This window comes from Aquimarina agarivorans (assembly GCF_000218485.1).
In the GTDB taxonomy this organism is placed as follows: domain Bacteria; phylum Bacteroidota; class Bacteroidia; order Flavobacteriales; family Flavobacteriaceae; genus Aquimarina; species Aquimarina agarivorans.
The window spans coordinates 56,097-72,142 of record NZ_AFPB01000179.1 but is presented as its reverse complement, the minus strand read 5'-3'; the positions used below and the strand labels follow the sequence as shown (position 1 = coordinate 72,142).

Annotated in this window: 15 protein-coding genes; 11 read left to right on the top strand and 4 right to left on the bottom strand. The window is 33.2% G+C overall.

What is annotated here, in order from left to right:
- Positions 1-47: 47 nt before the first annotated feature.
- Entirely contained in the window at positions 48-665 is a 618-nt protein-coding gene (locus GMC_RS0117440) for a LysE family translocator (RefSeq protein ID WP_010522103.1), read from the bottom strand.
- 573 nt (positions 666-1,238) lie between these two features.
- Here GMC_RS0117440 and GMC_RS0117430 point away from each other — a divergent pair.
- The 6 genes from GMC_RS0117430 (at position 1,239) to GMC_RS20925 (ending at position 5,703) form a co-directional block, all read left to right on the top strand.
- Positions 1,239-2,456, top strand: coding sequence for a hypothetical protein (locus GMC_RS0117430; RefSeq protein WP_010522102.1), 1,218 nt, complete (start codon positions 1,239-1,241; stop codon positions 2,454-2,456).
- Positions 2,457-3,226: 770 nt separating this feature from the next.
- On the top strand, positions 3,227-3,574 hold the full coding sequence (locus GMC_RS20940; protein WP_029489718.1) for a Kelch repeat-containing protein: 348 nt from the start codon (positions 3,227-3,229) through the stop codon (positions 3,572-3,574).
- 63 nt (positions 3,575-3,637) lie between these two features.
- Positions 3,638-3,967 (top strand): Kelch repeat-containing protein, encoded by a 330-nt coding sequence (locus tag GMC_RS20935; protein WP_029489717.1) that lies wholly within the window; start codon positions 3,638-3,640, stop codon positions 3,965-3,967.
- An 11-nt stretch (positions 3,968-3,978) separates the two neighbouring features.
- A complete protein-coding gene (locus GMC_RS23050) occupies positions 3,979-4,152 on the top strand; it encodes a DUF5060 domain-containing protein (RefSeq protein ID WP_369073179.1) in 174 nt (57 codons plus the stop codon).
- A gap of 592 nt (positions 4,153-4,744) precedes the next feature.
- Positions 4,745-5,215: a hypothetical protein gene (locus GMC_RS20930; RefSeq protein WP_029489716.1), complete on the top strand. Its 471-nt coding sequence runs from the start codon at positions 4,745-4,747 to the stop codon at positions 5,213-5,215.
- Positions 5,167-5,703 carry a putative collagen-binding domain-containing protein gene (locus GMC_RS20925; protein WP_029489715.1) on the top strand — a complete coding sequence of 179 codons (537 nt, stop codon included), beginning with the start codon at positions 5,167-5,169 and terminating at the stop codon, positions 5,701-5,703. Before GMC_RS20930 ends, GMC_RS20925 begins: the two co-directional genes overlap by 49 nt.
- A gap of 591 nt (positions 5,704-6,294) precedes the next feature.
- On the opposite strand, the gene GMC_RS0117380 is transcribed toward GMC_RS20925, so the two are convergent.
- Positions 6,295-7,002: a porin family protein gene (locus tag GMC_RS0117380; protein ID WP_010522101.1), complete on the bottom strand. Its 708-nt coding sequence runs from the start codon at positions 7,000-7,002 to the stop codon at positions 6,295-6,297.
- Positions 7,003-7,234: 232 nt separating this feature from the next.
- Between GMC_RS0117380 and cysS the strand changes: the two genes are divergently transcribed.
- The 3 genes from cysS to GMC_RS0117365 all read left to right on the top strand — a co-directional run bounded on the left by cysS (position 7,235) and on the right by GMC_RS0117365 (position 10,292).
- Positions 7,235-8,728: a cysteine--tRNA ligase gene (cysS, locus tag GMC_RS0117375; RefSeq protein ID WP_010522100.1), complete on the top strand. Its 1,494-nt coding sequence runs from the start codon at positions 7,235-7,237 to the stop codon at positions 8,726-8,728.
- On the top strand, positions 8,728-8,952 hold the full coding sequence (gene yidD / locus GMC_RS0117370; protein ID WP_010522099.1) for a membrane protein insertion efficiency factor YidD: 225 nt from the start codon (positions 8,728-8,730) through the stop codon (positions 8,950-8,952). The genes cysS and yidD overlap by 1 nt, the downstream gene beginning before the upstream one ends.
- A gap of 410 nt (positions 8,953-9,362) precedes the next feature.
- On the top strand, positions 9,363-10,292 hold the full coding sequence (locus GMC_RS0117365; protein ID WP_010523354.1) for an IS630 family transposase: 930 nt from the start codon (positions 9,363-9,365) through the stop codon (positions 10,290-10,292).
- 117 nt (positions 10,293-10,409) lie between these two features.
- On the opposite strand, the gene GMC_RS20240 is transcribed toward GMC_RS0117365, so the two are convergent.
- On the bottom strand, positions 10,410-13,454 hold the full coding sequence (locus tag GMC_RS20240; protein ID WP_010523353.1) for a TonB-dependent receptor: 3,045 nt from the start codon (positions 13,452-13,454) through the stop codon (positions 10,410-10,412).
- 445 nt (positions 13,455-13,899) lie between these two features.
- Between GMC_RS20240 and GMC_RS0117355 the strand changes: the two genes are divergently transcribed.
- Together GMC_RS0117355 and GMC_RS0117350 are read left to right on the top strand one after the other, a co-directional pair.
- Entirely contained in the window at positions 13,900-14,436 is a 537-nt protein-coding gene (locus tag GMC_RS0117355; protein WP_010523352.1) for an RNA methyltransferase, read from the top strand.
- Positions 14,437-14,477: 41 nt separating this feature from the next.
- On the top strand, positions 14,478-15,452 hold the full coding sequence (locus tag GMC_RS0117350; protein WP_010523351.1) for an alpha/beta hydrolase: 975 nt from the start codon (positions 14,478-14,480) through the stop codon (positions 15,450-15,452).
- On the opposite strand, the gene folK is transcribed toward GMC_RS0117350, so the two are convergent.
- Entirely contained in the window at positions 15,445-15,960 is a 516-nt protein-coding gene (gene folK / locus GMC_RS0117345; RefSeq protein ID WP_010523350.1) for a 2-amino-4-hydroxy-6-hydroxymethyldihydropteridine diphosphokinase, read from the bottom strand. The genes GMC_RS0117350 and folK overlap by 8 nt on opposite strands.
- Positions 15,961-16,046: the final 86 nt, after the last annotated feature.

The following is a 16,046-nucleotide window of genomic DNA, read 5'->3' as shown; positions in this document are numbered from 1 at the left end:
ACATTTATTCTTTTATAAAATTTAAAGGAGTTGCAAAAATTGATTATTTAAATGTAACTTAAGAGATTGCCTAATCCTACAATACCTGTTACGCAACCTAGTACAAGATCCATCTTTGTAGCGATGTGTGAAATGCTTTTTTCAATTTTACTAGCAACAATTGCATATATTGTATATACTACTAATGATCCAGTTATGGAGCCCAGTGAGAAGTACATACTATTTACTAAGGAATAAGTGAAATGACCTAACTCTGTTAAAAATGAAATTACTAGAAAATAAAATGGAATAGCAAATGTATTGATAAATGAAATCCATAAGCCACGCACAAATGCATTTTTAGGCTTTCCTTTTTTATTTATTTTACGTGTAGATGGAGTAAAATATTTTCGAAAGAAATTAAACGATAATATGAGTAATATTCCGATTCCAACTTTTTGGATTACATGAATGTATTCCGAATTTTTGACCAGCACACTCGATAAATACGCTCCTAAATTGGCTTGAAAAAAAAGAATAAAACAGATCCCAAATATTAGATAAAAAGATGATTTTTTACCATATTTTAAGTTGAATTTAATAACAGTTAAATTTAAAAAGCTTGGTAGTATGCTTCCAAGTATTGAAGAAATTAAACCCAAGATTATGTAACTAACACTTATCATATACTATTTTTTAAAACAAAAAAACAAGTACTTAATATATTAGTTTACCTCATTTGCTAAAAATATAAACTGATTCCTAATCATTTTGATGTAACAAATTTTAATGGTATAATTTTAGGATTTAGATATTTAAACAGACTGTAGCTTCTGCAATAGCAATTTAGGATTTCTAACTAAGGATAATACTCTAAAGGGTATCTCTAAAAACTGATTCCTCCAACAAATTTGATTTTGTGCTTTTTTTTGAATTGTAGTTTTTTAGCACCTACTTTTCTGAAAAACGTACTGCCCATTGAATTTTCCATAAACCCAAAAACGTATTCTACTCCGTACTCGAATTTTTGATTTCTCTTTATTATTAGATTTTTGTTGCTCAGTTAAAGGGTTATTTCTATAAAACATCCTTTTCAGTGATAGTTACCCCCTGAATTCAGTGGATTCAAATAAGTTCAATTAGTTTAATCTTGTAATTTAAAATTCGTTAAAAATTTAAAAAACACTGAATTCAGGGTAAAACAATAATATTTACCATCATAATTTTACGTTTTCAACAACTCTAAATTTTTAAAAGTTATGATTAATAAAATTAAAAAGATTGCAACATTATCAGCAGCACTATGCTTTTCATTGTTTATCTCATGTGAAACGGACGGCATAAAGGAAAATGCATTTGATACTAAAACCTCAAATCCGCTACCTATATCTTTCGAGCAATTATCTGATAATTCTTCAGCATTAAATGAACTTAAGACAGCCGCTAAAGTATTAGATACTAATCAAAAACCGCTACCTAATATAGTTTTGGATACCGTAATAACATGGGCTGCATCAGATGGTTTTTATTATGAAAAAATTGGAGAAGATGTGTATGGCAATCCTGATAAAGGAACTACAATAAAATACTCTATTGTTTTTGAAGATTCTAATTATACCTATGTTTACAATAGCAGTAACAGCGATTATATTGCATTACCTAAATGGGACAATACCAAATTAAGAAACTCTTTTACTTATTCTTTTGAAAGCAAATCTTGGTCTTTAAATAGATTAGTTAGATATCAAGTTCAAAATTCAGATCCCAATTTCAACACGTATTACAGTGCCATAACTGATAGTAGAATAAGATTTGGATGGTACATAGACTCAAGAGACACCTATGCAAATTATAGGCATGATGTATTTCTGAATGGAGTAAAAATTGAAGAAAATCACACCTTTAGAGCAAGAGGTAATTATTACAGCATCAATTCATTAAATGAAAATACCACGTATAAAATAAAAATAGTAGCAAAAGATCAAAATAATGAAGGCAAATTGAGAATTAAATACTTTTCGCAAAAAACTGCTAACAAAATTTTTATTTCAGATTTTGAAATTAAGGCATTAAAAATTACTGACAATAGCGTTAAATTTTCTTGGACTATTCCTGAAATTACAAATTCATCTGCAAGTATTGCGTATTTTCAACTACAATTTTCAAACATTTCCGATGGAATTCATGGAAGTATTGGCACAACCTTAGGAAAAACTGTTGATTTAGATAATGAAGTAACCCTTAACTTTTTGTTTAATGCTGATGGAAAAATCAACGGTATTTATTCTCCTGAAACTATCGGCCCTAATTCGCGTGAGGTTGGATACATTAATGAATTTTCAAGAACAATACTACCCCAGTCAATCTCTTTTTATTTAATTGTTGATGTAGTTGTACCTAGTAATAATCCCAATGAACCTTATTATACTGAGTATAAAAGAGAACGCTTAGGTCCAATTCAGTTGTTGCAAAATTAATTTAGATTAACGCCATTTATTAATAATACAATTTCAGACATTAAATTACTGTATAAAACCAATATTGGCATACCATCAAAAAAAGCATTTAACTTTAAAAAGGTTAGATGCTTTTTTGCTACTCAAAACTTGATATCACTTACAATTTTAAAAATAATTGTAAAGGCTGCCCTTTATAAAGTACAATCTTACACCGTTTCGGGAGTTAAATTACTCCTTTAAAAAAGTTTTTTTTGCTCGATACTTCAAAATAAAAAATATCCGATTTTTATTAGAGTAATCTAAAATCAGAACTGATATTAGTTACCCCAAACTAGGTAATTATTTTAAGCTAATTTACTCTTTGAAAATATTAACACCTTAATAATAGACACTATTCGTTACAGTAATATTCAATATTATCTTAAAAATGAAGCTAAATGTTATAAATTACAGGGACATTCTTGTTGATTAAAGTGTTATGAGACTAAAACTGAAATTTAAGTTTATATTTTTTATTGGTATATTTTGCTTGGCTAGTTGTCAGCACAAAGTAGTTGCGCAATGGCAATGAGAAACACTTGAAACCAAAGGACAACCGACAGCTAGGCATGAGGCTGGTTTTGCAGCATATAAGTCAAAGCTCTATTTAATTGATGGTCGGCGGATCAATCCAACATCTGTTTTTGATCCTTCTACAAATTCATGGGAAGAAAAAGTTGCTACTCCAATTGAAGTCCATCATTTTCAGCCTGTAGTTATTGGTAACGCCATTTATATAATTTGGAGCAATGACTGGTCAATGGCCAAATGAAAAGCCATTAAATCGTGTACTTGTTTTTTACCCAGACCAAAATAAATTTACGTTTGGTGATTCCATTCCCATCCACCGAAGACGAGGAGGATGTGGCGCTGTAACCTATAAAAATAAAATTTACTTAATTGGCGGTATAACTAATGGACATTTAAAAGGATACCAACCATGGTTTGATGTGTACGATCCTAAAACAGGAAGCTGGGAAGTACTTGAGGATGCTCCCTACACTAGGGATCACTTTCAGGCAGTTATTAATAAGGATAAGCTTTATACTTTTGCTGGACGCCGAACCTATAAAGCTACAAATCAGGATATTTCGTAAACCGTTTCACACGGAAATTGTTATAATTTTTTGACTAACAAATGAGAGCCCGTGACCAATAACATGAAAATTCCAATTCAAACCGCAGGTAATTCAGCCTTTTCTTGGAACGGTAAAATAATCATTGGAGGAGGTGAAAGTGATAGGCAATTGAAAGTTCATCATGAGGTTATTGCCTTTAATACCGATAGCAACACATGGAATAATTGGCCAAATTTAAATACAGGAAGACATGGAACGGGTTTTGCTCGGGTGGCTAATTATATATACACTGCTTCTGGTTGTGGCAACCGTGGTGGAACCCCTGAACTTGTTTCCATTGAGCGTTTAAAGCTCCCTGAACACCATTCAAATACCTATTTAAAAGTAAGGATTCCACAGCAGTTTTTATGAAATAGCATACAATTACTTTAGATTTCAAGGGGCCTGAAACTGACGAGGCTGCCGTTTATAATCCTTTTCTTAACTACAAACTCATTATACATTTTACACATAAACAAACCAAAAAAAGCATTCGTGGTTATTTTGCTGCTGATGGTAATGCTGCTGAAACTAGTGCAACAACTGGTAACATTTGAAGGGTTCATTTTACTCCCAAACTAACAGGTCAATGGAATTATAAAGCACAATTACTTAAAGGCAACGATATTGCTGTTACTGAAAAATCAATAACCCCGGAAACAATTGCACTTTCAAATGCATCGGGTAATTTTATAATCATCCCTTCCGACAAGGAAAAAAAATAATTTTAAAGCTAATGGCTTTTTAAAAGTTTCAAATGGCTACCTCAAATTTAAAAATAAAGAAAAGTACTGGATAAAAACCGGAGCAAATAGTCCTGAAAATTTTTTAGGTTACCAAGATTTTGATAACACCTTCAGAATTAAAACTGAGTCCCGAGCTTATGAAGCTGCCCCTCCTAATACTATTCAATCATACAAACCCCATATTCAAGATTGGAAAACTGGTGATCCTACCTGGAAAAACGATAAGGGTAAGGCAATTATTGGTGCTATTAATTATTTAGCGGAAAAAGGAATGAATTCCGTATACTTTTTAACGCTAAATATTTTAGGTGATGGAAAGGATGTGTGGCCTTATATAAATCCTAAAGACCTTACCCAATTTGATGTAAGTAAATTAGCGTAGTGGGAAATTGTTCTTAAACACATGCAGTCTAAAGGCATAGCGCTTCATGATGTATTACAAGAAACCGAAAATGAAATTATGCAGGACAACGGAAATTTAGGAAAACTCAGAAAACTTTACTTAAATGAATTGATTGCGAGATTAGGACATCATTTAGCATTAATTTGGAATTTAGGTGAGGAAAACGGCCCTGCACATTGGTCTCCAAAAGGTCAAAATGATACACAACGAAAAAACATGGCTAAATTTATCAAAAATAATGATCCATATAAACATCCAGTAGTTGTTCATACTCATGCAATTGATTCCACGCGTAATAAAATTTTAAATCCAATTTTAGGATTTAGTTATTTGGACGGACTATCGCTTCAGCAGGAGCAAAGAGAGCTGACAAGCGAAGCGGTAACGTATTGGCACAAAAAATCCAGCGAAGCTGGCAATAAATGGATGAAATTGGACTTTGGCATACTGGTGCTTTGCCAGATTCATTAGATCCTACTCACAATCCTTTGCGACAACATGTTTTATGGGGATCATTACTATCAGGAGCCGCAGGTGTCGAATGGTATTTTGGAGCTAAACACCCTCATAACGATTTAAGTTCCGAGGATTGGAGGCAACGCAACCAACTTTGGGAACTTAATAAAATTGCTAAAGACTTTTTTAATGAACACCTTCCTTTTTGGCAAATGCAACCAAAGCATGAATTGCTGAGTATCAAAAATGGATATTGCTTTCAACTCCCTAACGAAATCTACGCAATTTATCTTCCTAAATTAAATAAAGACATTACCATTAATTTAAAAGCTGCCAAAAATAAATTTAAAGTATTTTGGTATGATCCGTTAGTTGGGGGGAAACTCAAAATAGGCTCAGTACCAATTATAACTGGGAGTAACCATAGAAACTTAGGATTTCCAACTACGGATAATACTCTAAATTTAAATAAGGATTGGGTGGTTTTACTAAAAAAGTTATAAAATCTGAATTTTTATACTGCTTCCTGCATTCAAATTTCACACCTAAAATGAAAAACTGTATCAATTACAAACTAGCACAATAAACTATAAATACGTTTTTCATCCTGCTTTTTAAGCATTTAAACATTTAAATGCGTTTTTACTAAAAAAAATAAAAATAATAAGTAGGGTAAAAGCTATACCAGCTGTTGTATTAGTACAAAACAAATAATTAATAACCTTTAAAATTTTTATTATGAAAAGTTTTTTCAATCCAACAGTTAAAGTAAGCTTAAAAAAATTTATTAAGTACGTTAAAGCGTTAAACCTACCTGCGGCATGTGCCTATGCAATTCACCGTTAAATTATCGATTTAGCTATGATTGTTTAGTGATATTTTAAAAGTCATCATGCTCATAAATTGATACAAATTCAAAACCCTTTAAAATTAACAAGCTATGAAAAAAAGTAATTTATTTTTTGACAAAAGAACAAATTTTGTAGTATTACAAAACGCAAACAACAGAACATTATGCAATTATGTTACAGGAAATTTAATGCTTTGGATAATACTACAAGTTATTTTTTAAAGCAAAACTCGGTGGTTAAATTTTACAATATATAAAACATTAAACCAAGTTTAACCACCGAAAATCCTCCTTGCTGATCTTCAATTTGTACTGATTTATCAAAGAAACTATTCAAACTATAATACAAATGAAAGTTAAATGTATTCCAACCAAAACTTAATGTAGCGCCCAACCTTAAACGATCCAATCCATCAGGTTTTCTTTCTTTAAATTCAACGCCATTATTGTCCTTAAATTTAGCACTAAAAAAATGCATGTAGCCAAAACGCATTCCTGCATAAATACGCCAAAATTTATAAGTGCTTGGTGTTGATGTACGCCACCTTAATTCTAAAGGCAACTCAACTAAATGCGTTATAAACTGGCTCCTACCCGTACTATTTTCATCTGTAGCTGCTACAAAAGTGGTCTGGTTTACAGTCGCATTATCTGGTATTACTACTAATGTATGATTGTATGTATTAACCGAATATCCAAGCCCTAATCCTAATCCAAAACTCCTTTTTTTATTAAAAGGGATATCTCGAATTACACCAAGATGCAAACCGCCAGAAAATCCAGACTGCGATATTGTTTCTGGTCGATCTCCTATCACATTAAATGTAATCCCTAAATAAACTTGGTCTTCCCTGTAAAGTGAATCAACTTCAGGAAAAACCAGAGATTGCTCTTGCTGCCCAAATGCAATTATAGAAATTAAAGTAGTTATAAAAAGCATCAAATACTTCATACTGTAAATATACTATTCTCCTTTTCTAAAACAATTTCAAAACACACAATAAATGAACCCTAAAATCAATTGATCATATTTTTAAAATTCTAACTTAAAAGTAATTGATCTATACAAACATCAAATGGCTATAAAAAATATGAACATGCTGCACTGTATTTTGTGACAAAATTCACTGAACCTACAAAATAGTTAGTATTTTTGAATTCAAATTTTGCAAAAGCGACTTCTTATGACACCCTTACCTTTGTACAACCAACAATCGGTAACCATTTACAATTCCTTATCGGGAAACAAAGAAACCTTTATTCCAATTGTTGAAGGGGCAATAGGAATGTACGTATGCGGACCAACCGTTTATAGCAATGTGCATTTAGGAAATTGTCGTACGTTTATTTCGTTTGATTTAATATTTAGATATTTAAAACACTTAGGATATAAAATTCGTTACGTACGTAATATCACTGATGCAGGACATTTGGAAAATGATGCAGATGAGGGTGAAGATAAAATAACCAAAAAAGCCCGCTTGGAGCAAATTGAACCTATGGAGGTAGTGCAACGCTACACCTTAGATTTCCACTCTATTTTACAACAGTTTAACAATTTACCTCCCAGCATTGAACCTACCGCTACCGGACATATTGTAGAACAAATTGAAATTATAAAAACTATAATTGACAATGGTTTTGCCTATGAAGTAAACGGTTCAGTATATTTTGACGTAGTTAAGTTTAATGAAACCAACGATTACGGAAAACTGAGTGGACGTAATTTAGAAGACATGATCAATAACTCGCGTGAGCTGGCGGGACAAAGCGAAAAAAGAAATCCACAGGATTTTGCGTTATGGAAAAAAGCTGACCCTGAACACATCATGCGATGGCCAAGCCCCTGGAGTGATGGTTTTCCTGGTTGGCACCTGGAGTGTACCGTAATGAGTACAAAATACTTAGGTGAAGAATTTGACATTCATGGAGGTGGTATGGATTTAAAATTCCCACACCATGAATGCGAAATTGCCCAAGGTGAAGCCGCTTGCGGAAAAACACCTGTGCGTTACTGGATGCACGCTAACATGCTTACACTAAATGGTAAAAAAATGTCTAAAAGTACAGGAAATACTATTTTACCACATGAAATATTTTCTGGTGACAATACCATTTTAAACAAACCTTTTAAACCATCGGTAGTGCGCTTTTTTATCTTACAAGCACATTATCGTAGCATCATGGATTTTTCCAATGATGCTTTGGAGGCTTCAGAAAAAGGATTCTTAAAATTACTAGAGGCTATTCAGCATTTAGATACCCTTACGGGAGAAAAACAAACCACCAATTTTGACATTACCACATGGAAACAACGTTGTTATGACGCCATGAATGACGATTTCAATAGCCCAATTTTAATAGCTCACCTATTTGAAACAGTAAAATTTATTAACCAAGTTAAAGAGGGTAAGTCCAAAATATCAAAATCCGATTTGGCACTGCTGAAAAAAACTATGCATAATTTTACATTTGATGTGTTAGGCTTGCAAGCTTCAGCAGAAGCGACAAATGATATCACATCAAAACTGGATGGCGCAATTGAATTGTTAATTGAATTACGCAAGGAAGCCCGTTTGAACAAAGATTTTGCATTAAGCGATAAAATTAGAGATGAACTGGTTGAAAAAGGAATTCAACTAAAAGACGGCCGCGAAGGCACTACATACACCTATTAATGCTAAAAAAAATTTTAATAGCACCGTTTCTATTCTTGATTTTTATTTACAAAAATCTAATATCACCCTTTACCCCAGCTACTTGTAGGTATCAGCCCACCTGCTCGCAATACACTAAAGATGCTTTAATAAAACATGGCATCTTTAAAGGCAGTTGGCTAGGTCTTAAACGTATTTTAAGCTGTCACCCATGGGGCGGTAGTGGATATGATCCTGTTCCTTAGATATGGTTGATGGTTTAAATTAAAAAATAGTATGCTCTAAATTTTAATTCGCTTTTTTTCATAAAAAAGATGTAATTAATACCTTTAAAAAGAATAACCCTTAGGTTAACAACACAATTATCACTTTATAATTTTAATACTTATCTCATTATTGAGGTATAGCGTTACACCGTTTCTGATGATAAATTACTCAAATAAAAAATTATTTTTTTGAATCGGCAAAGGAAATATAGTTGTAACCTAAACTATTAACATAGCGGTAATATAATTAGATTAAATGCGATATTATTCGTATCTTTTCCTTATGAAGGATATGGATTTTCCCCTTAAAGATTCTGCAAGCAGAAAGGAAATACGCAAACGAGCGCTCTAAGCAAATTAATTCAGGTGTTCAAAAGAAAAAAGTAGCTATGATGTACGGAGTTAACCCAAACACAATTACTAATTGCCTTAAAAAACATAAAAAAGAAGGGATTAAAGGGTTGACAGATAATAAGCGCGGTGTTAGCTCTGAGGATAAAAAATTACTTAGTAGCACTCAAGAGTTAGAGATCCAACGCATGATTACAGATGTTATGCCAGATCAACTAAAATTGGATTTTGCTTTATGGACACGCAAAGCTGTAAAGGAATTAGTGGAACGTGAATTTGGTGTAAAATTAGCGATAAATACAATGGGGGATCATCTACGGTCTTGGGGATTTAGTCCTCAAAAACCCAAGAAACAAGCTCACGAACAATGTTCTAAAAAAGTGCAATTATGGTTAGATGAACAATATCCAGCCATTAAGAAACGCGCTAAAGAGGAAAATGCAGAAATACAATGGGGTGATGAAACAGGAGTAAGAAACGCTAATCAACATGGTCGTTCTTATGCTACCAAAGGAAAAACGCCTGTAAAGAAAAGTATGTCTAAACGTTTTTCTGTAAACATGATTTGTACAGTAACTAATCAAGGAAGTGTTCAATTTATGATTTACTCAGGAACTATGAATGCTGATAGATTCATTGAATTTCTAGAACAGCTTATCAAAGATAAAACACAAAAAATATTTTTAATCCTAGATAATTTAAGTGTTCATCACAGTAAAATAGTAAAGAAATGGATTGAAGAAAAACTGGAACATATTGAGTTATTCTTCTTGCCTTCTTATTCTCCAGAGAAAAACCCTGATGAGTATCTAAACTGTGATTTAAAATATGCTTTATCTGAAAAACCTGCTCCTAAAAACGAAAAACAGCTTGAAGAAAATGTCAAGAATCATATGAAAATGCTAACTGAAAATAGCCAAAGAGTAGCTAAATATTTTAACCATAAGGATATAAAATACGCAGCATAAAATCTCTATTTATTGCCGTCGGGTTAATATAGCCATGTTTTATTTTAAAACATCAAGCAAAAACAACCATTTTAAAGGGTAATTCAACATCAGAAATAGTATTACTATGCTATACTTTTATAAATCAAAATTCATACGTGCAAAAATAAACCTTCCTGTGTAACCGAATTGTGATACCCTTCGCGAATACACAAACTGATCACCAGCAGTATTTGTCGGAATATTTTCCGATGGATATACATCAAAAAGATTGTTAGCACCAACAGCTATATTAACTCCATTAGCTAGAGACGTTGAATAAGTTAAATCGGTAATAATTCTTGCGGTATAAACTGCTACGGGACTAGGGTCTTTTAAGTCAAAGCGAGCAGTTCCTGCAAAATCATCAGGATCAATTACTTCTCCGAAAAATGTATTTCTTAACAAAATATTATGTTTTTTATAGCTCAAGTTGTTTGTCAAACTAAGTTTCGTTCGGGGTTGTGCTACGGTTAAAAAAGCTTCTTCCTGCGCATCAAAAAAACTACCATTTAAACCTGATTCTACAATTAACCTAGGAAAAGAAATATTTCTGACTTTTGTTTCAAAAAAAGATGCCGATAAATCGGATCGTAATCGCCAATCACCTCCGAAACGTGCTTTATGCGAAACTACGATGTCCAACCCTAAAGATCTTGTTTTAAGCGCGTTTGTAAAAAAACGGGCACTTCCCGCACCAGCTGCCGTAGCTATTCGTCGTAACTCATTGCTACCCTGCGCTAAATTAAAACTTCCACTTAATGAAACGCGATCATCAATATCAATTACATAACCATCTACGGTAACTGAAAATTTTCCGAATTTAGCCGTTAATCCCAAGCTGTAACTTTTCGAAGTTTCTTCTTTCAATTGTTCAATACCAATCAATTTAGCTAAACGACTATCATTAGTAAAAATACCCTGCTCTTCCGGTATTCCTGCATTAAAAATAGTACTTGTTCTGCTAAAAAATTGCTGATGTAATGATGGAGCTCTAAATCCCGTACTGTGCGCTCCTCTTGCTGACAAGCCAGGAATTATTTTTAATTGTCCCGCAATTTTATAATTAAAGGTATCTCCAAAATCAGAAAAATTTTCATAGCGTAATGCAGTACTTAAAAGCAAGTATTCGGTTACATCAGCTTCAATATCTACATAAGCAGCAATACTATTACGCCTTTTTTCAGTTTCGTTATTTGAATCAAACCCTCTAAAAACCTGAGCGCTACCCCCTAATGGTCTTCCCGTAAAATTATTTCGTACCAATGAATTATCAGGTGTTGTGGCAGTAACTGGTTCTCCATTGATATCATATGATGTATATGAATCTTCTTCACCTTCACCAATAGCAAAACGTTCCACTTTAAATTCTGCACCTGAAGCTACACTCAATCCTTCAAAAATAGCATCATAAAAACGACTAAAATCTAAGTTAGTAGTGTTCTGAAAAAAAGCATTGCTACCAGCATCAAAACTCCTTGGCGTAGCTACTCCTAAGGTTCCATTACTAGAATTTTCTACCGTATAATCAATAATATTCCCTCCGTAAGTGTTTGAAAAATCTACTTTCCAATCATTAATCAAGCCTTTAATTCCAAAAGCAACAGATACATCTAAGATGTCGGTAGCTATTTCAGGTAAAAAACCATTCGGAAAAGCAGGCGTATTGGCACGCCCATCGGCTTGAGCCGGCCTACGATAAAAACCTGCTGCCAAACCATTTCTAAAACTTAATCCTCCAAACGAATAAAATGAAGCTTCATCAGAAATAGGAATTAACAAGTTGGTGAAAAATTTCCCTTCTCTTAGTTTGGATGTTCCTACCTTAAATCTAAAGTCACTCCGGTCCAAACCTCGTTGCGAAAGTTCTAAATCACTTGATTCTTCTCCTAAAATACTTCTTAAATCAGTAATACCCGCTTCAGTTGACACGTCCAAGGCTGCTATATTTGCCTTGGTGGTAGCGTCCAAATACTCAATATCAGCAGCGGCTTGCTGGTAATCTGCCAATGTCATATCTGCCACGGTGCGACCAGTATTACTATTGCTAGCTGCAAAAACACGTTCTGCTCCATGAAATCTGTTAAAAATATCACCTGAATAATCTCGGTTTCGCAAAGCTGGATTTCGGGTTGAAACCGTTCCGGTAAAGTTCACGTAACCTCCGTTATCCGAAATTGGAATTCCGTAGTTAGCTTCAATTTTAACTTTTTCTCCGTCAATCCCTCCTTCAAATTGATTAGAATTTTTACTAGCATTTGCCCCAGTGGTCACTGCAATGTTTAATTTGTTTGTTGCTTTTTTTAAAATGATATTAATAACACCTGCAATGGCATCAGATCCGTATTGTGCAGCAGCACCATCACGTAAAATTTCAATTTTTTCAATAGCTGCGGTGGGAATAGCGTTCATATCCGTTCCTACTGAACCTGCCCCAACTGTTCCATTAATATTGATTAAGGCACTATTATGTCTTCGTTTACCATTAATTAATACCAATACCTGATCTGGACCTAATCCTCTTAACGATGCAGGATCCACATGATCCGTACCATCGGACACTGTTTGTGTTGTTGATGTAAATGAAGGAGCAACATAATTTAAAATTTCATTCACGGAGGTTTGTGGCGATTTGCTATTGATTTCTTTCAAATCAATAACATCAATTGGAACGGGTGACTCGGTAACTGTCCTATTTGGATTTCTTGACCCTGTAATTACTACCTCATTAATTTGCGCAATGGAGGTAATTAAAGTCACGTTTATTGCTGTGCTTTCGCTTATCGGAATTTCTTGTGTAGTAAATCCAATACTGGCAAAAACTAATATTGCGGCGTCATCAGGAACAGTTAACGTATAATTTCCATCAAAATCCGTTACTGTTCCCCTAGTGGTATCTCCTTTTACATAAACGCTTACCCCAGGAATCGGAATGCCACTTTCATCCACAACGGTTCCCGTAATTTCCTTATCTACCTTAATTTTATCATTATTGAAATTATAAACTAAATGAGCACTATAATTTGTTGCAAAAATTTGCATTCCTGTAAAAACTATAAAAATGCATAGCATTATTAGTTGTTTTAACCGATAATCATTTTGTAATACGTTGGTAGTATTCCGAAAAAAGTCATTCTTTTCCATAAGTAATTTTTTAAGTTTTTATGAGATATATTTTATATTGCTATTATCACTTTTAATATACTGATAACATGATAACTAAAGTTACACATATTTTGACTGATATTAGCTTATTGTTTATTTATAGTAAACTCACCATTAAAACTACGTAACTATACTTAGATATTTAGATCTTAAATCTCTTATTTAGAAGAAGGCTTCCATTTTTAAATTTTTCTTATTTATCAGTTTAATTATTACTAAATCTTATGTCACAATCTATATTTTATAAAGAGTTGTAATTTTTATTTTTAAAGAATTTGGATTTTTTTTAAGAAAAACAAACCTATAAAGTCAACTATCAAAATTATTAGTCGTTAATGAAATCGTTACAGGAACTTTTGTTTGAAAAACATGTCTTCAGAAATTAAAAAAAACTAATTTTAAATTTGTAAAACAAAAAACAATTTTGAAACACAATCGAAAATTAAAAAATAGCGAACTTGAACGATTAGATATTGATGCTTTTAAAAAGGCTGATAAAACGCCATTGATTGTCATTTTGGATAATATTCGCAGCCTAAATAATGTTGGTGCCGTCTTCCGATCTGCTGATGCTTTTTTAATTGAAAAAATTTACTTGTGCGGTATAACTGCTACACCACCACATAAGGATATTCAAAAAACAGCATTAGGTGCTACCGAAACCGTAGATTGGAAACATGTAGATGATACTTTAGCTCTGGTAGAAAAATTGAAAGCTGATAATGTGCAAATATTAGCTATTGAGCAGGCTGAAAATGCCGTGTTTTTAAATAAATTTCTTCCTGAAAAGGAAAAAAAATACGCAGTTGTTTTTGGTAATGAAGTAAAAGGTGTACAACAATCCGTAGTAACTGCCAGCACGCATACCATTGAAATTCCTCAATTTGGCACAAAACACTCCTTAAATATTTCAGTTAGTTGTGGTGTAGTACTTTGGGATTTGTTTTGCAAGTTGGTATAATTATTGGTTAATTTATGTTCAAATTTTAAATCCTAAATCGAATGCTTTTAAAAGGAATAATAAGTATTATTATTGGCTCATTATTTAGTTGTTCTGCATCGGATAGCTTTGGACAGGAAACCCCTCCACATTCCGAAAATGAATTCATAAATACTTCCAATGCCGCAAACTCAACGCGCTATTTTACTGAAGTTTTTGATGAAATTACGGAGGCCACCTACACTTATGGTTCCAATACCACTCAAGGAGGGAAAAAAATAGCGTTAAAACTAGACCTGTATCAACCAAAGGGTGATACTATTAAACAAAGACCTTTATTTATTTTTGCTCATGGCGGCGGGTTTACGCAAGGCGCACGCGATGTAATTAAACCTTCAGGCTTTTTACAAACCTTAACCAAATCAGGATACGTTGTGGCTTCCATTAGTTATAGGTTGTTGGATGTTCCCTCCAACATGCAAAGCACATCCATTGGTATTTTAAACGCAGTTGAAGATATGCGGGCAGCAATTCGTTATTTTCGTAAAGATGCTGCTACGGCTAATCAATTTAAAATTGATACCAATCAAATTTTTATTGGTGGCTACTCAGCAGGAGCAATTACAGCATTGCATGCGGCCTATTTAAACACTCTTGAAAAAGCAACAGCATACGTACCATTTTTAACACCTTATATAAATAATCATAATGGTATTGAAGGAGCTAGTGGCAATCCTGATTATGCATCTACCGTTAAAGGTGTGGTAAATATTTCTGGAGCTATTGTAAATTCAAATTTGTTAGATAATAAAACTTCCATACTTTATAGCCTACACGGTACCGATGATAAAATTGTTCCTATTGAAGGAAGTGCATCAGGTTTACAAGGATCAAAAATAATTCATGAAAAAGCAGAAGCTTTAGGATTAACCCACAAACTCAATGCTGTTCCTAACAAAGGACATGATATTTTGTGGCTCTGTACGGAGTGCCGTAAAGATTTACAACAATTTTTAGCCCAAAATACTACTAAGTGAGTTGGTATTTCGTCAGCCTAATCTCGGAAGAATCTGTACAATTTTTAAGTAATTCCTGAGTAGTTTTATGCAATAATGGATGCCTTTGGTGTGCAGCAATATCTAACATGGGTATCAACACAAACTTACGCTGCTGCATCAAGGGATGCGGCACTGTTAACTTGCGGTAACAAAAAATTCCCTCGCTGGAATATATAATGTCCAAATCAATAGGTCGGGCTTCATAAGCTGCCCCCTCTTTTTGCTTTCGACCCAGATCTATTTCAATATGTTGCAATATATTTAACGCTGATTTTGTATCCTTATCAGTTTGTATTGTTACACATGCATTTAAAAACGTTGTACTGACAAATCCCCATGCAGGCGTTTGATATACGGAAGAATAATTGACTACCTTACCTAAATGTTGTTTTATTAGACTTACGGCTTGTTGCAAATAAAAATCCCGAGGTTCAATATTGCTTCCTAACGAAATTAAAAGTTCGGTTATCGTTTTTTTTGTCTTCAAAGCTAAAATTTATAGAACAATAACACTCAAATAAGTGATGTTTCTGGAATACATTGTAAATTTAACGCTTATTAATGAATGTTACT